We start from the raw sequence: 24,769 nt of genomic DNA, 5'->3' as shown, positions 1-24,769 counted from the left end.
TTTACGGCGGCATCAAGGCCGACCGTCATTTACGGCGTAGCGGGTGCTTCGGCCTTCTTGTCACCACCGGCGGAATTGAAGATGAAGCGGCCCAGCAGTTCCTCCAGGTTCACGGCGGACTGCGTGTATTCGATCGTGTCACCGGCCTTCAGCTTGTCCTCTTCCCCACCGGGGTCCAGCTGAAGATAACGGCCACCCAGCAGGCTCTCGCTGGCGATGCTGGCCGTCGTGTCACGCGGCAGCTGCACATTGCTGTCAATATCCATGCGGACCACGGCCTGGAAGGTCTGCTTGTCCAGGCGCTGGCTGGTCACAGTACCGACCTTCACGCCGGAGATGCGCACATCAGCGCCGGCGGCCAGACCGCCCGTGCTGCTGAACCGCGCTTCAAGCGGATATCCCGACACAGCCTTCACGCTGCTGGTCGTGTAGGCGAAGAACAGGAAGAAGCCGGCGACCAGAAGGACGACGGCACCCAGGACGGTTTCGATCACGTTCTTGCGCATGGGACAGTTTAACTCCTGCCGGATTGGGACAATGCCCGATCCCTTAAACGATCATGGCGGCGCTTTTGCGGCGCCGCCATGCGACATCCCAAAGATAGGGATGATCAGTTCGGCGTCCAGGCCTCGTAATCACCCGTCGCCTTGTCACGCTTGCCGCCGGCGAACAGATGACCGGGCGGACGGTAAGCCTGGGTGGTTCCCGTCGGGTTGGGCTGGTGCGCCAACTGCCAGTTCTTGTGGAAGGCGCTGTCCGCCGGCAGGGGGGCCGACATGTTGTAATGCATCCAGCCATGCCATTCCGGCGGCACCTTGGTCGCCTCCGGCTCGCCCTTATACAGGACCCAGCGACGGGCCTTCATGCCGGGACGCGCCTTCTTCTCTTCGAAGTAGCGGTTACCGGCAGCATCGCTGCCAACCAGCCGGCCAGCACGCCAGACAAGCAGCTTGATCTGGATGTTGGCCATCCAGGTGGCCAGGGAAATACGGTCGCTCATGGCTTTTCCGTGATGCGGAACGAAGATCGGCGGCGACTATGCACCGGCGTTGGGGAGCTTGTCCACTGCAACGCGGCAGACCCAGATGCGCTTGAAAGCAGCCTGTTATTCCCCCCGTCCCCGCAACCGGTCCGCCGCACGGCCGAACCGGCCCGTATGGTGACGGATTTCCCAGATGGCGATGGACAGGCCAGCCACAGCCAGCGGCAGCACATAATAGATGAAGCGATAGGCCAGAAGCGCGCCCAGGATGGAACTGGCCGCGTCATGGTCGGCCATGCCCAGCAGGATGATGCTTTCAAACACGCCCAGACCGCCCGGCACATGGCTGAAGATCGCCACGATCAGGGCGGCACAGAACAGGGCCACGAAGGAAACGAACGGCACCTGCACATCCACCGGCAGCAGCATCCACAGGATGGCCGCCGTCACCACCAGTTCCGCAGACGCGATGGTGATCTGCGACACAACCCCGCCCCAGCTGGGCAGCTGGATCGACCAGCGCCAGAGCTTCACTGGCTTGTGGGTCACGGCGGTAATCACGCAGATGGCCAGCAGGCCCAGCAGCATCAGCGCACCGGTGGCCTGTACCGCCAGTTCCGGGATCTTCAGCAGGACGGAAACGGGGTGCGGCCCGACGATCATGCCGACGGCACCGGTGAAGGTCAGGCCCAGGGTGAAGGTGGTGGTAGAGAACACCACGACCTTGGCGACATCGCCCGGCGACAGGCCGGCGGTGCCATAGGCGCGCAGCCGAACCCCTGCCCCGCTGATCACCGCCCAGCCGACATTGTTGGAAATCGCATAGCCGCAGGCCGCCGCGAAGGCGGTGGTCCGGTACGGAACCTTCTTCTTCAGATAGATCAGCGCCGACAGATCATAAAGCGTCAGCAGCCAGAAGGCCAAGGCCGTCAGGCCGATGGCCTTGATCACCTTGGACAGCGGCAGCGCCTCCAGATAGGCGATCACTTCACCGAAATTCACCTCCGCCATCACATGGCGGACGGCGAAAACCAGAAGCACACCCAGGAACAGAACCGTACCGATGCCCAGCAACGCCTTCTGCCGCCGGCTCATGCCCACACTGGCAGGGACGGTCTGGGGCGGTTGAGACTCGGGATCGGGCGTCAGGGGCATTCAGGGCACGACTTGGCTATGATACCGGCCACATTTGGCGGGCGCACCCTGCCACCGTTGAGGACGGAATGAAACCCCCTGTCCGGTGTGGATATGCCCTGCGGCGGGGCACCTGACCTTCTGCGTCATCCCGATGTGGGGACCAAAGCGACTCACACAAGGGGGCAGGATGCCAAATCCAGCATTTCCGCCATGGCCTGCCCGCCCGGAATGGATTCCGGCGAGCCGCAATCGTCAACCACAATAAGCAGTGTATGGTTCTGTTTTCCCCAACAAAATCTGGTTGCCGGCCCTGCCCCCGGTAGCCTAGCCTCTGGCCCGTCACCATATATAGCGGCGTGGTCATGCCTGTCCCCCCGTGGACGGGACCGGCCAGGATCGCCGCCTTGTCTGGGAAAAGGGGCCAGGACCATGCGTATCGAGCGCCGTTTCACCGTCGAAGGTCAGGATGCCTATACGGACATCCCGTTCCGAACGGCGACCAGCGAGATTCGCAATCCCGACGGTTCCACCGTGTTCCAGGCCAAGGATATCGAGGTCCCGGCGGAATGGAGCCAGGTTGCCTGTGACATCCTGGCCCAGAAATATTTCCGCCGCGCCGGGGTGCCCAACACCCTGAAAGCGGTGGAGGAGAACAGCGTCCCCAGCTTCCTGTGGCGCCATGTCGCGGACGAAAAGGCCCTGGCCAAGCTGCCGTCGGAGCAGAGGATGGGCGGGGAAACCTCCGCCCGGCAGGTTTTCGACCGTCTGGCCGGCACCTGGACCTATTGGGGCTGGAAGGGCGGCTATTTCGATTCGGATGCTGATGCCTCGGCCTTCTACGACGAAATGCGCTTCATGCTGGCCCGTCAGATGGCGGCCCCCAACAGCCCGCAATGGTTCAATACCGGCCTGCACTGGGCCTATGGCATCGACGGTCCCGCCCAGGGGCATTTCTATGTCGACCCGGCCACGGGCGCCGTTACCCCGTCCAACTCCGCCTATGAACGCCCGCAGCCGCATGCCTGCTTCATTCAGTCGGTGGCCGATGATCTGGTGAATGAAGGCGGGATCATGGATCTGTGGGTCCGCGAGGCCCGTCTTTTCAAGTATGGTTCCGGTAGCGGAACGAACTTCTCCCGCCTGCGCGGGGAGGATGAGAAGCTGTCGGGCGGCGGCAAATCCTCCGGCCTGATGAGCTTCCTGAAGATCGGGGACCGCGCGGCAGGCGCCATCAAGTCCGGCGGGACCACGCGCCGGGCCGCCAAGATGGTGACGGTCGATCTCGATCACCCCGATATCGAGGCCTATATCGACTGGAAGGTAGTGGAGGAGCAGAAGGTCGCTGCCCTGGTGACCGGGTCCAAACAGGTGTCGCGCCACCTGAACATGGTGATGGCCGCCTGCAATGAAGGGATCGGCCCGGACGCCGAACGGCTGGACCCTGCCAAGAACCGGGCCCTGAAACGCGCCATCATTGCGGCTCGCCGCGATCTGGTGCCCGAAAACTATATCCAGCGCGCGATCCAGCTGGCGGGCCAGGGCCATGCCGGCATCGATATCCGCACCTTTGATACTGATTGGGATTCGGAAGCCTATCTGACCGTCAGCGGCCAGAATTCCAACAATTCGGTGCGGGTGCCCAATGCGTTCCTGGAGGCGGTGGACAGCGACGGCCCCTGGAACCTGATCCGCCGCACCGACGGCAAAGTGTCGAAGACGCTGCGGGCCCGCGACCTGTGGGACAAGATCGGCTATGCCGCCTGGCAATCCGCCGATCCCGGCGTGCAGTTCGACACCACCATCAATGAATGGCACACCTGCCCGGTATCCGGTCGCATCAACGCGTCCAACCCGTGCAGCGAATATATGTTCCTGGACGATACGGCCTGTAACCTTGCCTCCATCAACCTGATGGAATTCCGGCGTCCCGATGGTCGTTTCGATATCGAATCATTTACGCATGCCTGCCGGCTGTGGACCATCGTCCTGGAAATCTCCGTGGCCATGGCGCAGTTCCCGAGCCGTGAAATCGCACGGCTTTCCTATGATTTCCGCACCCTGGGCCTGGGCTTTGCCAATATCGGCGGCCTGCTGATGGCCGCCGGCCTGCCCTATGACAGTGTCGCGGGCCGGTCGCTGACGGGTGCCATCACGGCGCTGATGACGGGTGTGGCCTATGCCACGTCTGCGGAAATGGCGCGGGAGTTGGGTCCCTTCCCCGGCTTTGATGCCAACCGCGAGCCGATGCTGCGCGTCATCGCCAACCATCGCCGCGCCGCGCATGGTGCCCGCACGGGTTATGAGGGCCTGTCGGTGGCGCCGGTGCCGCTGGTCAGTGATGAATGCCCCGATGCCGACCTGATCAGCGCGGCGCGCGCTTCCTGGGACCATGCCCTGGACCTGGGCCGCGCCCATGGTTTCCGCAACGCCCAGACCACTGTGATCGCCCCCACCGGCACCATCGGTCTGGTCATGGATTGCGACACGACCGGGATCGAGCCTGACTTCGCCCTGGTGAAGTTCAAGAAACTGGCCGGCGGCGGTTATTTCAAGATCATCAACCGTGTCGTGCCAGAGGCGCTGTCGCGTCTTGGCTATGATGATGCCGCCATTGCCAAGATCGAACGCTATGCCGTCGGCCATGGCACCCTGGTCGGTGCCCCTGGCATCACCCATGACCGGCTGCGCAAGCTGGGCTTTGGCGACGGGGAGATTGAGAAGGTCGAGAGCGCGCTGGAATCCGCCTTCGATATCAAGTTCGTGTTCAACAAATGGACCTTGGGCGCCGATTTCTGCGTCGACACGCTGGGCATCCCGGCGGACCTGCTGGACAGCCCCGGCTTCGACCTGCTGGCCCATCTGGGCTTCTCCAGGAAGGAGATCGAGGCAGCCAATGTCTATGTTTCCGGCGCCATGACGCTGGAGGGTGCGCCCGGCCTTCGCGACGAACACCTGCCCGTCTTCGACTGCGCCAGCCCCTGCGGCAAGATCGGCAAGCGCTACCTGTCGGCGGAAGCCCATATCCGCATGATGGCGGCGGCACAGCCCTTCATCTCCGGCGCCATTTCCAAGACCATCAACATGCCCAACGGCGCGGCCGTCACGGCCTGCACCGACGCCTATATGCTGTCCTGGCAGCTGGGCCTGAAGGCCAATGCACTGTACCGCGACGGCTCCAAACTCTCCCAGCCGCTGAACGCCCAGATCCTTGAGGATGAAGAGGAGGATTTGACCGGCGAGGAACCGACCCTGCTGGAACGCGTGGTGGAGGCGCCAGCCGCCGCCCGCATCCCGCTGGTTGCTGAGCGCGTCGTGGAACGGGTTATTGAGCGCGTGGTGGAAAAGGTCGTGCGGTCCGGCGGGCGCGAAAAGCTGCCGCAGCGTCGCAAGGGCTACACCCAGAAGGCCATGGTCGGCGGGCACAAGGTCTATCTGCGCACCGGCGAGTATCAGGATGGCCGTCTGGGCGAGATTTTCATCGACATGCATAAGGAAGGTGCGGCCTTCCGGTCGATGATGAATAATTTCGCCATCGCGGTGTCGCTGGGCCTGCAATATGGCGTGCCGCTGGAAGAATATGTGGAGGCCTTCACCTTCACCCGGTTCGAACCGTCGGGCATGGTGCAGGGCAACGACGCCATCAAGATGTCGACCAGCATTCTGGACTATGTGTTCCGGGAACTGGCCATCTCGTACCTGGGCCGCAACGATCTGGCGCACGCCACGCCGGAGGATCTGCTGCCCGATACAATGGGCCGGGGCGATGCGCAGGCCGATCTGGCCGGTGTGCCGGAAGCCGCCAATACCGCCCCCGAACTGCCGGACAATGCCGCCTACATGACGCAGGAAACGCTGGCCGCCGTCGCGCGCATCGCGTCCACCGGCTATGTCCGCTCCAACCTGCGCGTGGTGCCGGGTGGACAGCAGGGACGGGTTTTGGCTGGGTTCCAGCAGGCAACGACGGCCTACGCCGCAACTGGCACCGACGTTACCAACTATGCCGGCGGCGCGTCGGTCCATTCCGACAGCCTGTCCAGCACGGCCCTGCGTGGCGGCACCGTGGGCCGGCATGACGCCCGGTTCGAAAAGGTCAGGGAAGCCCGCGCCCGTGGGTATGAGGGCGACCCCTGTCCCGAATGCCAGAACATGACGCTGGTCCGTAACGGCACCTGCCTGAAATGCGACACCTGTGGTGGGACCACGGGCTGCAGCTGACCCTCAGCCCTGCTTGCGGCGGGCATGGTGGGCCTGGACCAGGCGCCGTGCCTGCCGCAGCCGTTCGGGGTCGGACAGCTCTGCCGTGACTAGGTCCGACTTGGTGGGGATCGGCAGATCTTCCGGCCATTCCCGGTGCCGCAGCCAGTTGGCCATGGCCATATAGGCTTGCGGGTCCAGTTGACGCAGGGCCGGACGGGTCAGGGACCCTGCCTTGATCCAGGGCATCCAGACGGCGCGCAGGAAACCGGCGATGTCCTGCGTCCGGTCGGGCCGATCTGAATATAGCAGCGGTGCGCGAACGGGCAGTTCCAAAGGCTTCGACATGCCCTGCACCGCCCCTTCTCCCGCCAGGAAACGCCCCACCCATTCCAGCAGTGCCGAGCCGCCCGGATGGTCGGGCAGATGCCGGTGAAGGCTGTCGCGCAGATCGGCCAGAACCGCCGCCGCACCGGTGGGAACTGACGGCTTTACAGGTGATGAGGGTGCGGTCCAGCCGAAGAAGCGGACATTGGATGCGGATTGTCCCGTCGCATCCGACCGCCGGCCCAACAGCGCCAGAAGGCGCCCCCTTCCCTCCGCCGCTGCCCTTCGCTCACCCGCGTTCCGGTAATGCATGCCGGCGATATAGTCGGGCTGGGCCAACAGGAAATGGCAGAAATGCTGCGCCAACTCGTAAATGTACCATTCATTGGCGCGGAAACCCTGTTCCCATGCCATGCGTGACACGCCCGGCATGGCCCGCAGGCCCATGGTAATGCGCCAGGGTGACGGCTCGATCAGGTCCGGCAGGGTCAGGCTGGCGCCGATGAAATACTGGTGGTCGGCGAAGAAATCCTCGAACGCCAGGGTACGCGGGCAGAGCAGCGGGCGTTCATGCGCCTCCGGCGCGCCGGTCCAGAAGATCGCCGCCTCATGCCGCCGCACCATGGTCTGGCGCAGGATGGGGGAGCCGAGAAAGGCGAAGGGCTTGCGGACATAGGCCGGGATGACACCCAGATTACCATCAATGGACCAGGCCACCCCGTCATCGGCGGGCCGCAGCAAATGGCGGATGGTGATGTTGTACTGGTCAATGGCGAGCCGTGCCAATTCCGCCAGAAACAGGGCCTCCACCCGATCCCGCAACAGGGCCGGGGGCACGCCTTCATAGGCCTGTGCCACACGCTGAAGATAGGTGCCCAAGGCCACCATCTGTGTGGTCCGTAACCGGGACTCGGTCCCGTCGAGATGAACGCCGCCTGTCATGGCATCACAATAACGCAGGGTGCCTGCCCTGGGCAGCACCCTATTCATCGCTGAGGGACCATGGCGAAACCGGACCGGTGGCGCAACAGCCCAATCCAGACCTTCCACGGACGCACCCCAGGGCCGCTATCGTGGTTTTGCAGGCACACAATGCCGCAGTTGCGCAACAGAGACGCATGTTTCTGTTGCGCAACGGTGCACCGGGGTCCAAACATTGTCCGTTGACGAAGGGCCAGACTGTTCCGGGCCCCATTGGTGGTCGCGTCGATGAATCGCAGGGATTTGCTCCGTTTTGCTCTGGGTGTCCCGGTTGCTGTGCCGATGGCATCGGTCACGCTGCTGCACGTCCCCCCGTCGCATGCCCAGGCGCAGGAGGGTGGCAAGCCGAAGCCGCCGTCGCGCAAACCCCGCCCGCCCCGCCTTGTCATGCTGGACCCCGGCCATGGCGGCCATGATCCCGGCTGCATAGGGGCCAAGGGCACCTATGAAAAGAATGTCGTCCTGGACATCGCCAAGGAGGTCGCCCGTCTGGTGGGCAAGACCAAAGGCTGGCAGGTGGAACTGACGCGCGACGACGACAATTTCATCGACCTGAAGGAACGCGTGCGGATCGCCCAGGGTGCGAAGGCCGACCTGTTCATCTCCATCCATGCCGACAGCGCGCCCAACAAGGCGGCGCGCGGCATGTCCGCCTATACCCTGTCGGAGAAGGCCAGCGATGAATTCGCCGCTGCCATCGCCCAGCAGGAGAATATTGCCGGTGGTCTGGGTCTGGACGTGTCGGGCCTGGATGAGAAGGTCGCGGGCATCCTGATGGACCTTGCCGCCCGCCATACGGTGACGGCGGCGCTGCATGCCAAACAATCGATCATCCAGGGGGCGGGCAAGGATGTCCGCCTGCTGGAAAACCCCATGCGGTCGGCGAATTTCGCGGTGCTGAAGGCGCCGGACATCCCCTCGCTGCTGATTGAAACCGGTTTTCTGTCCAATCCCCAGGATGAGACGCTGCTGCGCGATGCCAAGGCGCGCCGCAGCATCGCCGGTATCCTGGCCCGTGAACTCACTGCGGTGATGACAGCCGCTCCCTTCGCCTGAGGCCCCCATGACACACCCCGCCGGGGCGGAAACCGCATCCCCCGGCCCGGTTCTCACCACATTTCACCGTTAAAGTCCGGCCGTGCCACGGGAAAATCACGGCCGCAGGAGGCATGAACGATGGGGAACATGCGCCTTTGGGCGCCCAGGGGTCTGGGGATGGCGATGCTGCTGGCGGTGGGCTTTGCCCTGGCCGCCCCGGCCATTGCACAGACCGATGCGGGGAATAATCCGGCCGTTGCCGCGTTGGATGATGACGGCCTGCGCAAGGCCGTGGAAAAGCGTTGGCGCGACAATGGCGGATTGGATGAACGGCTGCGCGTGGAAGTGCGCGACAGCCGAGCCCTTTTGACCGGCCGCGCCGCCAACCCCGACGAACGGGTGAACGCCGTGAAGCTGGCTTGGCAGGTCGATGGCCTGAAGGAAGTGATCAACGAGATCGGGATCGGCGACGAAAGCAGCCTGTCCGACCGGACCACGGACATGTGGATCACGGCGCAGCTGCGCAAGGATCTGATGACGGATGCGGAGATCACGTCGGGCAATTACACGATCGAGACGGTCAATCAGGTGATTTACCTGATGGGCCGCGCCCGCTCGCCGCAGGAACTGGAACGGGTACGCAACCACGCGCGTGAAATCGCGCGGGTCCGGCGGGTGGTGAGCCATGTCCAAGTTCCAAATTGACGCCGCGCGCCTGTGGGGACAGGCACTGTTCGCCCCTGCCCTGCTGGCCCTGGCCCTGCTGATGGCGCCCAGCGCCGCCTGGGCGCAGACCAGCGACCAGAATGCGCAGGCCAACCGGCAGTTCGTGCAGGCCATGCAGTCCATCCGGCAGGCCGACCAGTCCTATGATGAGGCGGAGCAGACGAAGCTTCTGCAGCAGGCGGACGCTTTGTTGGCCGACATCATCACCCGCCTGCCGGAAAGCACGCTGGCCGTGCAGCTGATGACCAATCAGTTCATCGGCGATTTCGACTATGTCGAGTTCAAGAACCGGCTGCGCGGGCTGGTCTGTGCCGACCCGAAATCCAATGCCTGCCTGCTGCACCGGATCGAGGCGCTGGTGACGCCTATCGAGTATCCCATCGCGGCCCCGCGCTGGGACTGGCTGTCGTTGGCCATCGCCCATCAGCAGATGGGGGATAAGACACGGGTAAGACCCATCGTCGCCCCTTTCGTGCAGGCCCTGCGGACGGGTGGGGCCAAGGGGGACGTGAGCCCCGACCTGTTCGTCAGCCGTACCCTGGCCCTGACGGGCGAGGTGGACCGGGCCCTGGCCATCACGCGTGAGTTTCAGGATTGCGCCACCCGCGTCTATAACCTGTCCGACATTGTCGAGGCGCTGGTCTGGCGCGGCGATATGGCCAAAGCGACGGAGATCACCGAAGAGGTGACGGAATTCGCCCGCACCCAGGGCTGTGCCTGGGAACTGGGTCTGGTTGCCCAATCGCTGCTGCATGTCGGGCTGGAGGCGCGGGCGCGTACCCTGTTCCTGAATACCGTGGAGGAGCAGTTCAGCCGCTTCAAGGACCGCCGTGGCAATTGCTGCCCGCCGGAACTGGCGGTTGCCGCCGGCGATCTGGGGGACACCAACCTGGCCCTGGGCCTGCTGCGCACGGTGCAGGAGGAAAGTCCCTGGACCATCCCACAGGTGCTGGGCCGGCTGGAGGCGCGGGGCGAAAAGGTCCTGACCCTGACCTATGCCGACCAGTTGCAGGATAATGACCTGAAGGCCGAAACCTATGTCGAGCTGATCGACGGCGCGCTGAAGGCCAAGGACCGGGGTCAGGCCGACACGCTGTCAGCCCGGCTGGACAAGACTGTTACCGACAGCCGCACGCCCATCACCCTGGTGCAGCGGGCACGGGCAGACAGGCTGCTCTATAGCGACAGTCGCTGGCGCGGCACCTTCCAGGCCGCGATTTCGGAGGCAGAGCGCGGTTCCGGCCAACGCCGCGATATCGCCGTGCCCCTGCTGGCGGCCCTGGTGGAAATCGAGACGGGCAAGCCGATGCTGGAGTAATGTTTGGGTATCAGTAGCGCGGATTAGGCGGAGCCGTAATCCGCGGAAACCCGGCACCGGCATCGCTTCGCGGATTACGGCTTCGCCTAATCCGCGTTACGACAATTTTCTGATGTTTGTATGGTCAGAGGTTACTCCGCGACCCGCAACCCCGGATCTTCCACCCGGTGCAGGCGGGCCATGGCGATGTGCGCGACCTTCAACGTCAATGCCTTGCGACGGGCTGCCGCCAGCTTGGCCAATGGTGCCGGGCGGATGATTTCCGCCCCGAAGGCATCGGCAATGATCAGGCCGCATTCGGCGGGGATCAGATCGACCGGAAAATCCGCGTCAACGGCGAAAAAGAACCGGTCGCAATAATCCAGATATTCCGGCCATTTCTGGTCGGTCTTGAAATCGATGATGCTGCTTTTGACCTCGACGATGGTCACCTCGCCATCATCGGCCAGCGCCAGGATGTCGGCCCGCCGGCCATTGGCCAGCGAGAATTCGACCAGCCCCCGCACACCCCGTTCCGCCAGCATACGGCGCACGCCCCGCGTGATGGCCGCCGCCGCGTCCGATTGCGGGCGCGGCAACGGGACCATCGGCATTGATGGCGCCTCAGACACGGGCACAAGGTCAGGGATCGCGGAAATGCTCATGAGTACGGATCATGAACATTTCCGCCTGTCCTGGCAAGCCCGTTCCGACGGGGTAGCTGATCAGCAGCGGACCGTCAGGACCGACGTGCCACCCACGCTGGAGGCCCGGATGACCGGCGTCAGCCCCGCCATCAACAGGCGGTTGCGGACACCTTCCACCGTTTCGGTGGGGCGTGTCAGGGTGATGCGGGTGTCGCGATGACCCAACGCCCGGCTGCGCGCCACTGCGGTCAATATCTGATCGCTCAGCACCTCAACCCCGTCGAACACGGGATCGTTGGCCGGTGGCGGCGTGTGGGCCGCGGTCGTTTCGAAAGCCTGGGTGGACAGAGCGGCAGCCACCATGCCGTTTGCCGGATTGAGGGCTCCGGTCGCCACTGCGGGATACATGCAAGGTCCCTGGGTTCGAGCAGCTCACGACTTCGCCGTCAGCAGGCCCTTTATTACGCCGATATTTGTTAAAAATCAGGCACCAACCTGTCATGATTTTGCGCATCCAGCCCGCAAATTACGCATAGGTAGCATGCATTCAGCATTCTGTCCTGGGAATGGCGGATTTCCGGTATCCTAGGCACAGAACGCGCCGCCGGGATGATCGGAGTCTATCCTGCTTTCCAAGATACTGAACCCTCCCGTCGTCATCCGTCATTCCACCGGCGGGCTGATCCTGGCTGTTGCCATCCTGCTGCTACCCTGGATGGCGGTGCAGCCGCAACTAGCCCCACCGGGGGAGGGCGGCGCGGACAAGTATCTGCACATGTTCTGTTTCGCGGGCCTGGCCTTCATCGGCCTCTGGACCGTCCGCACCTTGCTGGCGCGGTCGGTGGTCCTGGCCTTACTTCTGCTTCTGGGGGCGGGGATCGAATGGTTGCAGGCGTCGGTGCCGGGACGGCAGGGTAGCTGGGGCGACCTGGCCGCCGATGCAGCCGGACTTTTGCTGGCACTCATCCTTTTGCGATGCTGGCCGACGGCACGGGATATGTTATCCCGTGAAGGTGATTGAAGACAGGGACGCGCCGCCGATGCCGCCCCCTGTGGGAAGGCCCCTTGTGGGAAGGATGGTGGAACCGTGCGTGTTTTGGGCTTGCAGTCGCCGGTGGCGGCCATCCATCTGGTGATACTGACCCTGGCCCTTACAGGTGCCGCATCGGCCCAACAATCCCCCCCTTCCCCATCAGCGAAGGTTCAGAAGACCGGCAGCAGTCCGATTGCCCAATATCTGACAGGCCGCATTGCCCAGAATGCCGGCGCCTGGGACGTAGCGAGCGCCAATCTGGGCGCCGCACTGAAACAGGACCCGGAAAACCCGGCCCTGCTGCGCCGGACCTTTCTTCTGTCCTTGGGCGAGGGGCGCCAGCAGGAGGCGCTGACGCTCGCGCGGCGTCAGGCGGTACAGGAACAGGGGGGCAGCTTCGTGGCCCATGCCCTGCTGGTCGCCGATGATCTGCGCGCCGGACGCACGGCGGACGCCGCAGCCCGCATTGCCAAGCTGCCGGCGGATGGCATGGCCCCCTATATTGGCCCCTTGCTGTCCAGCTGGATTGCCGTGGCAGAGGGGGATTACGACCGCGCCATCACAATTCTGGACCCGCTGAATGCCCATGAAGGGTTCAAGTCCATCCGCATCCAGCAACTGGCCCTGATTGAGGATCTGCGCGGCAATCGTGATGCCGCGTTCCAGTATTATTCGGACGCCGCCAAACAGGGCATGCCGCTGCGCCTTGTGCTGCTGATCGGGAATTTCCAGGAACGGTCCGGTGCCACCGACGCAGCCCGGCGCCTTTACCGCCAATATCTTGACGCCAATCCCGACAACATGGTGGTCGAAGACGTGCTGGCCCGCATGGACAAGGGCGGCGTACCGGCACCCCTGGTCGGCAATGCCGCCGCCGGCCTGGGCGAGGCGCTGTTCCAGCTGGCCTCCGCGCTGCACCAGGAAGGGGCGGCGGAGATGGCGCTGCTCTATGACCGCGTGGCCCTGCACCTGACACCCGAACAGCCGCTGGCTCGCCTTCTGGTGGGTGACATCCTGTCCAACCGCGACCGGGACGAAACGGCCCTGGCGGAGTTCCGTGCTGTCAATGGCGGTCCGGGCATTCTGTGGATGGCCCGCATGCGGCAGGTGGATGTCCTGCGGCAGTTGGACCGGGATGACGAAGCCGCCGCCCTGTTGCAGAAAATGGCGGCGGAGCGTCCGACGCGCACCGATGCCTTGCTGCGGCTGGGCGACATGCACCGCCTTGCCAAACGCCCGGATCAGGCCCTGGCCGCCTACGACCAGGCGCTGGCACGGGTGAAGGAGGAAAAGCCCCGCGACTGGATGCTACATTATGCCCGCGCCATGACCCTGGACGCCAAGGGCGACTGGGGGGGGGCGGAGGCCGCGCTGAAAAAGGCGCTGGCATTGCAGCCGGATCAGCCCAGCCTGCTGAACTATCTGGGCTATTCCTATATCGACCGCGGCGTGAACCTGGACCAGGGCACGTCCATGATCGAGAAGGCCGTCGCCCAGCGCCCGCATGACGGCTTCTTCACCGACAGCCTGGGCTGGGCCATGTTCAAGCTGGGCAAGGCCGAAAAGGCCGTGGAACTGCTGGAAAAGGCGCTGGAGCTGGAACCCGGCGACCCGTCCATCAATGACCATCTGGGCGATGCCTATTGGGCCGTGGGCCGGCGTGACGAAGCCCGTTTCCAATGGTCCCGCGCCGCGATACAGGCCGAAAAGGATGACGGCCTGCGCCGGGCCGCCGAGGCCAAGCTGAAGAACGGCATGGTCACGACGGTGAAGGCAGAGGGAACAACAACCCGGTAAGCGGGGTCATACCAACGGCACGAAATTATGACCGATGGTCATGATTTCGTGCCCCTCAATCGCCGGGCGGCGGCATCCGCCGCCTTGGCTACGCGGCACGTGCCGCGCGGCAGCAGTCGCTGCCGTACCATCGGTCATAAATTATGACCGATGGTATCAGTCCAGAAGTTCCCGCGCCTTGGCGCTGTCGGTCACGATCTGGTCCTTCAGCGCCTGGAAACTGTCGAACTTCATTTCTGGACGGATGAAGCGGCACAGACGCACGCGCAGATGCCGGCCATACAGGTCGCCATCGAAATCGAACAGATGGGCCTCCAGCCGTTCGGTCAGCCCCCCCACGGTCGGACGGCGACCGATATTGGCGACACCCTTATGCCAGACGGTGCGCGACCCCTCATCCACGCCGGCGATGATGGCATAGACCCCCAGACGCGGGCGCAGATAGGTGCCCAGTTCAACATTGGCAGTGGGAAAGCCGATGGTGCGGCCTCGCTTGTCACCATGTTCCACCCGCCCCTCAATCTCCCAGTCATGGCCCAGGATGGAAGCTGCCTGCTCCACCTCGCCCGCCTGCAAATGCTGACGCACGCGGGTGGAGGAAAAGGCCGTGGCATCGGGGCCGGCCACGGGGCGGACCTCCGTTACCGTGAAGCCGAACCGTTCACCGGCGTCGCGCAGGAAGGCCATATCCCCCCCGCGCTTGTGCCCAAAGACGAAATCGTACCCGGCCACCACATGCGATGCGACCAGCCCATCCACCAGGATCTGGCGCACAAACTCATCCGCGGTCAGGTGGGAAAAGGCCTCGTCGAACCGCACCTCGAACAGGGCATCGATGCCCAGCGCCTCCACCAGCCGCGCCTTGATGCGCCAGGGTGTCAGGCGGAAGGGGGCATCGTCGGGGCGGAACAGGCTGCGCGGATGCGGCTCAAAGGTCAGGACGGCGGCGGGAACGCCCTTTGCGCGGGCGGCTTGCTTCGCCGCGTCGATGACGGCGCGATGACCCTGATGCACGCCGTCGAAATTGCCAAGCGCGACCGCACAGCCGCGAATGGCTGCCGGAAGGTCGGTAGTATGGCGATAAATCAGCATGGCGCCGCAGGATGGTTGCGAAATCTGCCATGGGTATAGTCACAAGCGGGGATGGCGGTCCAGTCCCGCCATCCCCACCCCACCTCAATGCAGCGGCGTCGCGGCCACAGGGCGGACAGTGACCGTCCCCCGGTCCAGGGCACGGCTGACCAGCGCCACAGCAAGGCCGGCCAGCGTCACCAGCGCCGCGACCCAGGTGACGGCACCCAGTCCCGGCCCCTGATCGATGGTCACCCCGCCAACCCAGGCGCCAAGGGCATTGCCCAGATTGAAGGCCGCGATGTTCAGGCTGCTGGCCAGCCCCTGCCCCGCCCCTTCCGCCTTTTCCAGCACGCGCATCTGCAAGGGGGCGACAGTGGCGAAGGCGGCGACACCCATCAGGCCGACAAAGATGATGGCCGCGATCTTGTCGTGCATGACAAAGCCCATCACGCCCTCCACCAGGGCCAGTGCGATCAGCGTGCCCAGCAGCGTGGGCATCAGCCGCTTGTCCGCCAGCTTTCCGCCCAGCAGGTTGCCGATGGCCAGACCACCGCCGAACACCAGCAGGATGGGCGACACAGCCGCGTCGGAAAAGCCGGTAATGCGGGTCAGGATCGGCTGGATATAGGTGAAGACGGCAAACACGCCGGCAAAGCCCAACGCCGTCATCACCAGCCCCAACCAGACCTGCGGCTTGGTCAGCACCGTCAGTTCCTGGCGGATGGACAGGGGCTGCGGCGCGGTATTATCATCCGCCGGCACGAAAACGGCCAGCACCAGCGTGGCGGCAATGCCGATCAGGGCCACGGCCCAGAAGGTGGAACGCCAGCCGAAATGCAGGCCCAGCCAGGCCCCGAACGGCACGCCCAGCAGGGTGGCCATGGTCAGGCCCGTGAACATGATGGCGATGGCAGACGCCTTGCGATCGGGCGCCACCATTCCGGTCGCCACGATGGAGCCGACACCGAAGAAGGTGCCATGGGCCAGCGACGTGATGACCCGCGCCACCATCAGCGACGCATAGTCCGGCGCGATGGCGCACGCGATATTGCCAATGGTGAACACCACCATCAATGCGACCAGCAGCACCTTGCGCGGCAGCCGGCCCGTCATAAGGGTCAGAAGCGGCGCACCGGCAAACACCCCCAGCGCATAGCCGGAAATGAGCAAACCTGCCGTAGAAACAGAGATCCCAAGGTCGGCAGAGACCTGCAACAGCAGGCCCATGATGACGAATTCCGTCGTGCCGATGCCGAAGGCACCAGCCGTCAGGGCAAATAATCCGATTGGCATGATTTCAGGTCCCGGATGAAGCGGATGACATGGGCGCCAAGATGGACGCGTCCCCATCCGTGAACTAGACTGCCTATCGGAACATGATTTGTGAGTTCAGATCACATGTCGCGATTGGAGATCAACCGGGCCGGTGAGATGGAGGTTTTCGCCCGCGTGGTGGAGGCGGGCAACTTCTCCGGTGCGGCCCGAGCGTTGAATATGACGCCATCGGCGGTCAGCAAGCTGGTCGCCCGCATGGAGGCGCGGCTGGGCGCACGCCTGTTAAACCGCACCACACGCCAGCTGCGACTGACGCCGGAAGGTGACCTGTTCCATGAACGCTGCCGCCGCATCCTGGCCGACATGGCGGAGGCAGAGCAGGAGGTGGCCGCCGGCAGTACCCCGCGCGGGCCAGTTCGCATCAACAGTTCGGTACCGCTGGGCATGCTGTATCTGCTGCCGTTGGTGCCGAAACTGTCGGCGCTTTATCCAGAGATCCAGCTGGACATCACCCTGACCGACATGGTCGTGGACCTGATGCAGGAACGCGCCGATATCGCCATCCGCGTCGGCCCGCTGAAAGGGGCCAACCTGCTGGCCCGCAAACTGGGCGAGGGCCGGGTGGTGATCGTGGCCTCTCCCGATTATCTGGCCCGTCATGGCACCCCGCGCACGCCCGACGATCTGGCCCATCACAATCTGATGGCCTTCGGATTCGTGCGCAGCGTCGGTCCCTGGCCCTTCCGCATGCCCGATGGCAGCCGGATCGAGGTACCGGTACGGGGCAATATCCGCCTGGGCGATGGTGAAAGCATGCGGCATCTGGCCCTGGCCGGGCACGGGCTGGCCCGCCACGGCCTGTTCCATGTGGCGGCCGATATCGCGGCGGGGCGGCTGGTGCCCCTGCTGGAGGATTATTCGACGGGAGAGGTCGAGGTGGTGCATGCCGTGTTCCAGGGCGGCCCGGTCATGCCGCCGCGCATCCGTGCCGTGATCGATTTTCTGGCCCGCGAAATGCGCATCGGGTGATGCAGCCTGACTGTGCGCGTCCTCACTTTCGGGCTGTGACCAATGCCGGTAGGGTGGCCGCCATCTGCCCCAACCCGTCATTGCAAGGAACCGTCAATGACCATCCAGCTTCATGCCTGGCCGACCCCGAACGGCTACAAGGTTTCCATCGCGCTTGAGGAAATGGGCCTGCCCTATGAGGTGCATGCCGTCAATATCGGCGCCGGTGATCAGTTCAAGCCCGACTTCCTGAAGATCGCGCCCAACAATCGCATGCCCGCCATCATCGACCCCGAGGGGCCGGAGGGCAAGCCGCTGAGCCTGTTTGAAAGCGGCGCCATCCTGATCTATCTGGCGGAAAAGACCGGGCAGTTCCGGCCCAAGGACCCCGCTGTCTGGTACACCCATATTCAGTGGCTGATGTGGCAGATGGGCGGCGTTGGCCCGATGTTCGGGCAGGCCGGACATTTCATGCTCTACGCGCCGGAAAAGGTGCCCTATGGCATCGAACGCTACCGCAACGAGTCAAAGCGCCTGTTGAAGGTGGCCAATACCCGCCTGGAAGAGGCGGCCTATCTGGGTGGCGATGAATACGGCATCGCCGACATGGCCACATTCCCCTGGGTCCGCAACGCCCCGAAATACGATATCGACCTGAACGAGTTCCCGCATGTGCAGCGCTGGTTCAACGCCATCGCCGCCCGCCCGGCGGTGCAGCGCGGCCTGGGCCTGCTGGCCGACAAGGTGAAGCCGACGGGCACCCCGCTGTCCGACAAGGAACGCGAGAACCTGTACGGTAAGAAGTAATGCTAACGGTCAAAAGTCCTGACCTCTGGGGGGCGTTGAAATTCAGGGTGTAGTTTTTCCAACCCATTGAAATTCATAGACTGCCTCCCCGGCGGAGGCCGGGGCCTAGGGGCCAAGCGCCCGACCTTGCAGCAGCATCGATGTAGGCAGCTTCGAGGTTTGCGCCTGTGACCCCTGGGCCCCGGCCTCCGCCGGGGAGGCAGATTTCCTCAAGATCCAGTGAATCTCAACAGACCCTGCTATCCGCAGTGACAGGCCCCGATCAGTTCCAGGGCCGCGCCGCCGCACCGGCCCGGACGGCATCCACCCTGATATCGCCATCAAGGTAGAGGGCGTGAGCCCCCTTGTCGGCCAGGGTCTGCGGCCCGATCACAATCGGGGCCGCGCACTCATTCAACGGATGGCGCGTAACCAGGGCGTCAATGCCAGGCTGGCACAATATATCGACAGAAGCCGGGGACAGGGCGATGGCGACCGTCCGGCCGTTCAGCCGGTAAAGGCAGGCATCCGGCGTGGCACAGGTCAGGCGGCCATCCTTGCTACCCTTCTTGGGCCAGGTTTGGGGTTCAACCGGAAATCCGTCCCGTTGCGCCCATTCATCACTGTCAAACCGTCCGGAACGCCGGGTGGAGACGACCAGGGAACCGTCGGCCAGACGGATACCCACCACCTTGCCATCCCCGTTGATCCGCAGATCGGGCCGCGATGTCAGGGGCAAAAACATCAGACCGGCCAGCATGCCGGCCAAACCCAACACCCTGATCCGACCCTGCCACAGGCACAGCCATAGGCAGGACAGGGTGAAAATCACCAGCCCCGTCGCGGGCAGCAGCGGCAGATGCAGGGCCGCGCCCGGCATATCCGCCACCCAATGCGCGGTCCACAAAATCGCCTCCGCCCCCCAGCCCATGGCGGTGATGGCCCAGCCTTCCAAGCCCAGCGGCATCAGCAGATAGACCAGCAGCCCCCAGGGCATGACCCAGAAGCTGGTGACCGGCACCGCGATCATGTTGGCCAGCAGGCCATAATTCGACATCTGCTGAAAATGATGCAGGCCGAAGGGGATGGTGACCAGACCCGCCACCAGGGAGGTCAGCGACAGGCTGCCGACATAGGTCAGGCTTTGGCCAAACCAGCCCTGCCCACCCTCCTTCCGGCGTGCGGCCATCCAGGGTGTCGCCACCTCGAACGCCGCCACCAGCGCGATGACGGCGGCGAACGACATCTGAAAGCTGGGGCCGATGATAGTTTCCGGCTGGATCAGCATCACCACCAGGGCGGCCACGGCCACGACGCGCAGGGAGAAGGGATTGCGGTCCACCAGCACCGCCAGCAGCATGACGCCGGTCATCAGCACCGACCGCTGTGTCGGTACCGGCGATCCCACCATCAGCATATAAAAGATGGACGCGGCCAGCGCCGCCACCGCCGCGTATTTCTTGATGGGGTGGCGCAAGGCCAAGGCGGGCCAGAGGGCCATGCCCCCGCGCAGCAGAAAGAAGACCAGCCCCGCCACCAGCGCGATATGCAGGCCGGAGATGGACAGAAGATGCTGCAGACCCGACTGCCGCATCGCCTCCATATCCCGCTCCGGTATCGCGGTGGGCTGGCCGTTCAGCAGGGCCGCGACCATGCCGGCCACCGCCGGATCGGGAAGACGTGCCGCCACCCGGTCGGCAATCACATGGCGCCACTGTTCCAGCAGCACCCCATCCTCCACCGGCCCCTCCAGCCGCCGTAGCCGGCCCAGCGCGAAACCGGTCCCCCCCACGCCCAGGAAGTAAAGATGACGGCGGAAATCAAAGGCCCCCGGTTCAACCGCATCCGATGCGGGGCCGATGGTCGCGAACAGACGCACCCGTTCGCCGATCAGCGGCATGGTTTCGGTATTCCGCATGGAAATGCGCAAGATGCGGGGGGTATCGGCGGCTGCCAGACCCGGCACCGTCACGTCGGTCAGGAACAGCCGCATGCCCTTCTCCAGCCGGTCGATCTGCACCACCCGCCCCCTGACGCCAACGGGGCCGATATCTTCCCGCAGCATCGGGGCCGCCACCAGTGAGGTGCGCAGTTGCGCCGCCGCAAAACCCAGCGGGACCGTCAGCAACAATATCCACGCCGCCAACGCCCAATCCGGTCGCCGGACCTGCACCAGGACACCAGCCATCACGGCAAGGATCAAGGCCCCTGCACCGGCCCAAACCGGTGGCTCATGATCCAGGGCGAAGTAGAAACCGACCCCCACCCCGATCAGAACGGGAAACCACAGGACCCAGCGCCCGCTTTCAGCCAGCAGGCCGGCGGCCAGCCAGGATAACCCGGTCCATCGCACCAGCCCATCCAACCGCATACCGCCATCCTTGCCAGGGAGGTGAATACAATTAGATGAAAACAGACAATGCTTCACTATTTTATTTTGATCCCGGACAGGCCGGAGCAACCCGCCCGGCAAGGCCGCACCCACGACTTTTCGAGGGGGGAGCATCCCCGGTCCAATGCTGTTCACAAGACGCACGGCTGTGCTAAACCAACCCGCAAACAATCATTCTGCCCTTATGGGCCCATAAGAGTTTCGCGATGATCGTCACCCGCTTCGCCCCCTCGCCCACCGGTTACCTTCATATCGGCGGCGGTCGCACGGCCCTGTTCAACTGGCTGTTTGCCAAGCATCACCAGGGCAAGTTCCTGCTGCGTATCGAGGATACGGACCGCGCCCGGTCCACCGATGCCGCCGTGGACGCCATTCTGGAAGGGCTGAAATGGCTGGGCCTGGAATGGGATGGCGAGGCGATCAGCCAGTTTGGCCGCAAGGACCGGCATGCCGAGGTAGTGGCCCAGATGCTGGCCAACGGCACCGCCTATCGCTGCTACTGCACCCCGGAAGAGCTGGACGCGATGCGCGAGGCGCAGAAGGCCGCCGGCCAGCAGCCGCGCTATGACGGTCGCTGGCGCGACCGCGACCCGTCGGACGCCCCCGCCGGTGTAGCCCCCGCCATCCGCCTGAAGGCGCCGCGTGAGGGCGAGACCCTGGTGAAGGATCATGTGCAGGGCGAAGTGCGGGTGCAGAACAGCCAGCTGGACGACCTGATCCTGCTGCGTTCCGACGGCACGCCGACATATCTGCTGGCCGTGGTGGTCGATGATCATGACATGGACGTCACCCATGTCGTGCGCGGCGACGACCATCTGACCAACACCTTCCGCCAGATCCAGATTTATAATGCCATGGGCTGGAAGACCCCGGAATTCGCCCATATCCCCCTGATCCATGGGCCGGACGGGGCCAAGCTGTCCAAGCGTCACGGTGCGCTGGGGATTGAGGCCTATCGCGACATGGGCTTCCTGCCGGAAACCATGCGCAATTACCTGCTGCGCCTGGGCTGGGGCCATGGCGATGCGGAAATCATTTCGACCGAACAGGCCATTGAGTGGTTCACGCTGGACGGCATTGGCCGCTCGCCCTCGCGCCTGGACTTTGCCAAGATGGAGAACCTGAACGCGCATTATATCCGTGAGGCGGAGGATGCGCGTCTGGTCACCCTGACCACCCCGTTCATCGAGGCCAAGATTGGTCGCCCCCTGACGGATGTGGAGAAGGACCGGCTGCTGCGGTCCATCCCCGGCTTCAAGCCGCGCGTGAAGACGCTGATCGAGCTGGCCGACGGCTCGCTCTATCTGTTCGCCGCCCGCCCGCTGGCCATGGATGAAAAGGCCGGCGCCCTGCTGACGGCAGAGGTGCGCGGGCAGATCGGCGCCCTGGCCGCCAAGTTCGCCGAGGCTGGCGAATGGACGGCAGGTGCCCTGGAAGCCATCGTCCGCGATTTTGCGGAAGCGAACGGTCTGAAGCTGGGCAAGGTGGCACAGCCGCTGCGCGCTGCGCTGACCGGAACCACGGTTTCGCCGCCGATTTTCGAGGTGGCGGAAATTCTTGGGCGCGAAGAGAGCCTGTCGCGTTTAGAAGATGTCAAAAACCATGGTTAAAAAAGCGCTGTTGCGTTGCACTCGCTGCGGCGCGGCACTAAACTCCGCCCCACTTTCAAAAATAGGGCGATAACCCCTAACGAAACCCTTGAGGACGTGCCGACATGAGCCAGACAACCCAGACGGCGGGCGATGGAACCGCCGAGACGGTGACCCTGATCGATAACCGGACCGGCAAGAAGATTGACTTGCCTATCCTGAAGGGCTCGACGGGGCCGGATGTCATCGACATCCGAAAGCTCTATGGCGCCACCGGCTGCTTCACCTACGATCCCGGCTTCACGTCGACCGCCTCCTGCGACTCGGCCATCACCTATATCGATGGCGACGAGGGTGTGCTGCTGCACCGCGGTTACCCGATTGACCAGTTGGCCGAAAGCTCGGACTTCATGGAAGTCTGCTATCTGCTGCTGCATGGCGAGCTGCCCAACGCCGCGCAGAAGAAGGAATTCGAAGCCACCATCACCCGCCACACCATGGTGCATGAACAGCTGACGCAGTTCTATCGCGGCTTCCGCCGCGACGCGCACCCGATGGCCGTGATGTGCGGCGTCGTCGGCGCCCTGTCGGCCTTCTATCATGACAGCACCGACATTAACGATCCCAAGCAGCGCATGATCGCCTCGCATCGCCTGATCGCGAAGCTGCCGACCATCGCCGCCATGGCCTACAAGTACTCCGTCGGCCAGCCCTTCATGTACCCGCGCAACGATCTGGGTTACGCGGAAAACTTCCTGTACATGACGTTCGGCGTGCCCTGTGAGCCGTACAAGGTGAACCCGGTCATCGCCAAGGCGATGGACAAGATCTTCATCCTGCACGCCGATCACGAGCAGAACGCGTCCACCTCCACCGTCCGTCTGGCCGGTTCGTCGGGCGCCAACCCGTTCGCCTGTATCGCTGCCGGTATCGCCAGCCTGTGGGGCCCCGCCCATGGCGGTGCGAACGAGGCCGTGCTGAAGATGCTGGAAGAGATCAAGACCGTTGATCGCATTCCGGAATTCATTGCCCGCGCCAAGGACAAGAACGACAATTTCCGTCTGATGGGCTTCGGCCACCGGGTCTACAAGAACTATGACCCGCGCGCCAAGGTGATGCAGCAGACCTGTAAGGAAGTGCTGGCCGAGCTGGGGATCAAGGATGATCCGCTGCTGGATATCGCGGTGGAGCTGGAGCGGATTGCCCTGTCCGATCCGTACTTTATCGAGAAGAAGCTGTACCCGAACGTCGATTTCTATTCCGGCATCATCCTGAAGGCGATCGGCTTCCCGACCAGCATGTTCACCGTGCTGTTCGCGCTGGCCCGCACCGTCGGCTGGATCAGCCAGTGGAAGGAAATGATCGAGGACCCCGGTCAGAAGATCGGTCGCCCGCGTCAGCTCTATATGGGCCAAACGCCGCGCGACTATGTCCCGGTCGAGAAGCGTGGCTGAGCGTAAGCATAGCCAGTCCGGCAAAGCGGGCGGTCCCATTGGGATCGCCCGTGATGCATTTCTGTCTCCGTCGCGCCCGCCCTTCCTGTGGCGCCGCCCGTCATCCGCCAATGACAATCCCGCCCCGTGGGGCAAGCGGCTGCGCCGCGCCTGGAACCTGGCCCTGATCCTGGGCGTGGTTGGCGGATTGGTGTGGTCGGCGGTTTACTTCCGGTAACTGTCGTCAGGGCGAAACGGGCGCGGACAGACCATTCATGCGCGCATAGCGCTCAACGAACCGGATACGGGCCGCCGGCACCTCCGCATGCCGCTGGGCAAACGCGCTGCGTTCCAGGAAATGGCCCGTCAGCAGCAATCCCTGCATCACCTCCGCCGGCCCGCCATCGGACAGGCCCAGCAGGAATGGCGGCAGCACCAGCAGCTTGTCCTTATAGGGCTCTGCTGCCGATATCGACACGGCACGGCCCGTGCGCGGGCTGACATGCGACAGGCCGTCATTGCCGGCGAACAGGTCGGCAGCCGCCCGCCCGCTCACGGCACAGCATGACAGGTCCAGGCCGAATCCGATCTCATCCAGCAGACCGATCTCCCACCGCACATAAATCTCGGCCCAGACCTCGCTGGACAGTGCCTCGAACAGGGCCAGCGTGGCGTCAAACAGGCCGGGATGCGGCTCCCGGTCGGCCAGCAGCCCATCGATCAGGGCACAGGCCGATGCCAGACAGGCGAGTCGCAGCGGATCATCCAGAAGCGGGGCCGCATAGGCCCGTTCCAGTTCCAGCGACCAAGTTCCCAGTTGGTCCGCCAGACGGGCCCGCCAACCGGCGGCCAGCAGGTTGCCCGGCTCCAAACTGGCCCGCAGCCGTGCCGATTGACCCCCATGCACAAGGCCCGCGTGGCGCCCATGCTCCCGCGTTAACACCAGTGCCAGGGCCGCTGTTTCCCCATACGGGCGTGCGGATAGCAGGATCGCTTGGTCGTTCCAGTCCATGGCGCCAAGTCTAGTATAAATAACGGCGGGCTGCGAAGGGG

At 64.2% G+C, this 24,769-nt stretch carries 21 protein-coding genes; 11 read left to right on the top strand and 10 right to left on the bottom strand.

Going from position 1 to position 24,769, the window contains the following annotated elements; all coding sequences use genetic code 11:
• Positions 1 to 29: 29 nt before the first annotated feature.
• From mlaD to ACODSP_RS01020, 3 genes are all read right to left on the bottom strand, one after another.
• A complete protein-coding gene (mlaD, locus tag ACODSP_RS01030) occupies positions 30 to 506 on the bottom strand; it encodes an outer membrane lipid asymmetry maintenance protein MlaD (RefSeq protein ID WP_102111531.1) in 477 nt (158 codons plus the stop codon).
• A 104-nt stretch (positions 507 to 610) separates the two neighbouring features.
• The gene (locus tag ACODSP_RS01025; protein WP_488963775.1) at positions 611 to 1,000 is read right to left on the bottom strand and encodes an NADH:ubiquinone oxidoreductase subunit NDUFA12; all 390 of its coding nucleotides are present in this window, start codon (positions 998 to 1,000) and stop codon (positions 611 to 613) included.
• Positions 1,001 to 1,105: 105 nt separating this feature from the next.
• Positions 1,106 to 2,077, bottom strand: a complete 972-nt coding sequence (locus ACODSP_RS01020) for a putative bifunctional lysylphosphatidylglycerol flippase/synthetase (protein WP_488963774.1) — start codon at positions 2,075 to 2,077, stop codon at positions 1,106 to 1,108.
• Between the two features lie 471 nt (positions 2,078 to 2,548).
• On the opposite strand from ACODSP_RS01020, the gene ACODSP_RS01015 reads away from it, so the two are divergent.
• Complete coding sequence (locus tag ACODSP_RS01015; protein ID WP_488963773.1) at positions 2,549 to 6,334, top strand: vitamin B12-dependent ribonucleotide reductase; 3,786 nt, start codon at positions 2,549 to 2,551, stop codon at positions 6,332 to 6,334.
• 3 nt (positions 6,335 to 6,337) lie between these two features.
• Here ACODSP_RS01015 and ACODSP_RS01010 read toward each other — a convergent pair whose 3' ends face one another.
• Positions 6,338 to 7,528 (bottom strand): hypothetical protein, encoded by a 1,191-nt coding sequence (locus ACODSP_RS01010; RefSeq protein WP_488963772.1) that lies wholly within the window; start codon positions 7,526 to 7,528, stop codon positions 6,338 to 6,340.
• A gap of 375 nt (positions 7,529 to 7,903) precedes the next feature.
• Between ACODSP_RS01010 and ACODSP_RS01005 the strand changes: the two genes are divergently transcribed.
• The 3 genes from ACODSP_RS01005 (at position 7,904) to ACODSP_RS00995 (ending at position 10,703) form a co-directional block, all read left to right on the top strand.
• On the top strand, positions 7,904 to 8,677 hold the full coding sequence (locus tag ACODSP_RS01005) for an N-acetylmuramoyl-L-alanine amidase family protein (protein ID WP_488963771.1): 774 nt from the start codon (positions 7,904 to 7,906) through the stop codon (positions 8,675 to 8,677).
• Positions 8,678 to 8,836: 159 nt separating this feature from the next.
• Positions 8,837 to 9,364 carry a BON domain-containing protein gene (locus ACODSP_RS01000; RefSeq protein ID WP_488963770.1) on the top strand — a complete coding sequence of 176 codons (528 nt, stop codon included), beginning with the start codon at positions 8,837 to 8,839 and terminating at the stop codon, positions 9,362 to 9,364.
• Positions 9,345 to 10,703, top strand: coding sequence for a hypothetical protein (locus ACODSP_RS00995; RefSeq protein WP_488963769.1), 1,359 nt, complete (start codon positions 9,345 to 9,347; stop codon positions 10,701 to 10,703). Before ACODSP_RS01000 ends, ACODSP_RS00995 begins: the two co-directional genes overlap by 20 nt.
• A gap of 131 nt (positions 10,704 to 10,834) precedes the next feature.
• On the opposite strand, the gene ACODSP_RS00990 is transcribed toward ACODSP_RS00995, so the two are convergent.
• Together ACODSP_RS00990 and ACODSP_RS00985 are read right to left on the bottom strand one after the other, a co-directional pair.
• Positions 10,835 to 11,296, bottom strand: a complete 462-nt coding sequence (locus tag ACODSP_RS00990) for an MmcB family DNA repair protein (RefSeq protein WP_488963768.1) — start codon at positions 11,294 to 11,296, stop codon at positions 10,835 to 10,837.
• A 111-nt stretch (positions 11,297 to 11,407) separates the two neighbouring features.
• Complete coding sequence (locus ACODSP_RS00985) at positions 11,408 to 11,692, bottom strand: hypothetical protein (protein ID WP_054167215.1); 285 nt, start codon at positions 11,690 to 11,692, stop codon at positions 11,408 to 11,410.
• 358 nt (positions 11,693 to 12,050) lie between these two features.
• On the opposite strand from ACODSP_RS00985, the gene ACODSP_RS00980 reads away from it, so the two are divergent.
• Together ACODSP_RS00980 and ACODSP_RS00975 are read left to right on the top strand one after the other, a co-directional pair.
• Positions 12,051 to 12,350 carry a VanZ family protein gene (locus tag ACODSP_RS00980; RefSeq protein WP_488963767.1) on the top strand — a complete coding sequence of 100 codons (300 nt, stop codon included), beginning with the start codon at positions 12,051 to 12,053 and terminating at the stop codon, positions 12,348 to 12,350.
• A 66-nt stretch (positions 12,351 to 12,416) separates the two neighbouring features.
• On the top strand, positions 12,417 to 14,159 hold the full coding sequence (locus ACODSP_RS00975) for a tetratricopeptide repeat protein (RefSeq protein WP_488963766.1): 1,743 nt from the start codon (positions 12,417 to 12,419) through the stop codon (positions 14,157 to 14,159).
• Between the two features lie 156 nt (positions 14,160 to 14,315).
• Here ACODSP_RS00975 and ACODSP_RS00970 read toward each other — a convergent pair whose 3' ends face one another.
• Together ACODSP_RS00970 and ACODSP_RS00965 are read right to left on the bottom strand one after the other, a co-directional pair.
• Positions 14,316 to 15,251 carry a bifunctional riboflavin kinase/FAD synthetase gene (locus tag ACODSP_RS00970; RefSeq protein WP_488963765.1) on the bottom strand — a complete coding sequence of 312 codons (936 nt, stop codon included), beginning with the start codon at positions 15,249 to 15,251 and terminating at the stop codon, positions 14,316 to 14,318.
• Between the two features lie 84 nt (positions 15,252 to 15,335).
• Entirely contained in the window at positions 15,336 to 16,526 is a 1,191-nt protein-coding gene (locus ACODSP_RS00965) for an MFS transporter (RefSeq protein WP_488963764.1), read from the bottom strand.
• A gap of 105 nt (positions 16,527 to 16,631) precedes the next feature.
• On the opposite strand from ACODSP_RS00965, the gene ACODSP_RS00960 reads away from it, so the two are divergent.
• Together ACODSP_RS00960 and ACODSP_RS00955 are read left to right on the top strand one after the other, a co-directional pair.
• Positions 16,632 to 17,537: a LysR family transcriptional regulator gene (locus tag ACODSP_RS00960; RefSeq protein ID WP_488963763.1), complete on the top strand. Its 906-nt coding sequence runs from the start codon at positions 16,632 to 16,634 to the stop codon at positions 17,535 to 17,537.
• Positions 17,538 to 17,633: 96 nt separating this feature from the next.
• Complete coding sequence (locus ACODSP_RS00955; protein WP_488963762.1) at positions 17,634 to 18,323, top strand: glutathione binding-like protein; 690 nt, start codon at positions 17,634 to 17,636, stop codon at positions 18,321 to 18,323.
• Positions 18,324 to 18,585: 262 nt separating this feature from the next.
• On the opposite strand, the gene ACODSP_RS00950 is transcribed toward ACODSP_RS00955, so the two are convergent.
• Positions 18,586 to 20,673 (bottom strand): ComEC/Rec2 family competence protein, encoded by a 2,088-nt coding sequence (locus ACODSP_RS00950; protein ID WP_488963761.1) that lies wholly within the window; start codon positions 20,671 to 20,673, stop codon positions 18,586 to 18,588.
• Between the two features lie 227 nt (positions 20,674 to 20,900).
• On the opposite strand from ACODSP_RS00950, the gene gltX reads away from it, so the two are divergent.
• The 3 genes from gltX to ACODSP_RS00935 all read left to right on the top strand — a co-directional run bounded on the left by gltX (position 20,901) and on the right by ACODSP_RS00935 (position 23,954).
• Entirely contained in the window at positions 20,901 to 22,304 is a 1,404-nt protein-coding gene (gene gltX / locus ACODSP_RS00945) for a glutamate--tRNA ligase (RefSeq protein WP_488963760.1), read from the top strand.
• A 104-nt stretch (positions 22,305 to 22,408) separates the two neighbouring features.
• Entirely contained in the window at positions 22,409 to 23,737 is a 1,329-nt protein-coding gene (gltA, locus tag ACODSP_RS00940) for a citrate synthase (RefSeq protein ID WP_488963759.1), read from the top strand.
• Positions 23,730 to 23,954 carry a hypothetical protein gene (locus tag ACODSP_RS00935; protein WP_488963758.1) on the top strand — a complete coding sequence of 75 codons (225 nt, stop codon included), beginning with the start codon at positions 23,730 to 23,732 and terminating at the stop codon, positions 23,952 to 23,954. Before gltA ends, ACODSP_RS00935 begins: the two co-directional genes overlap by 8 nt.
• 6 nt (positions 23,955 to 23,960) lie before the next feature.
• On the opposite strand, the gene recO is transcribed toward ACODSP_RS00935, so the two are convergent.
• A complete protein-coding gene (recO, locus tag ACODSP_RS00930) occupies positions 23,961 to 24,728 on the bottom strand; it encodes a DNA repair protein RecO (protein WP_488963757.1) in 768 nt (255 codons plus the stop codon).
• Positions 24,729 to 24,769 lie beyond the last annotated feature (41 nt).

It is taken from the genome of Niveispirillum sp. FG156 (assembly GCF_057809555.1).
The sequence above is the reverse complement of the archived record's forward strand: the minus strand, read 5'-3'. Positions and strand labels throughout refer to the sequence as shown.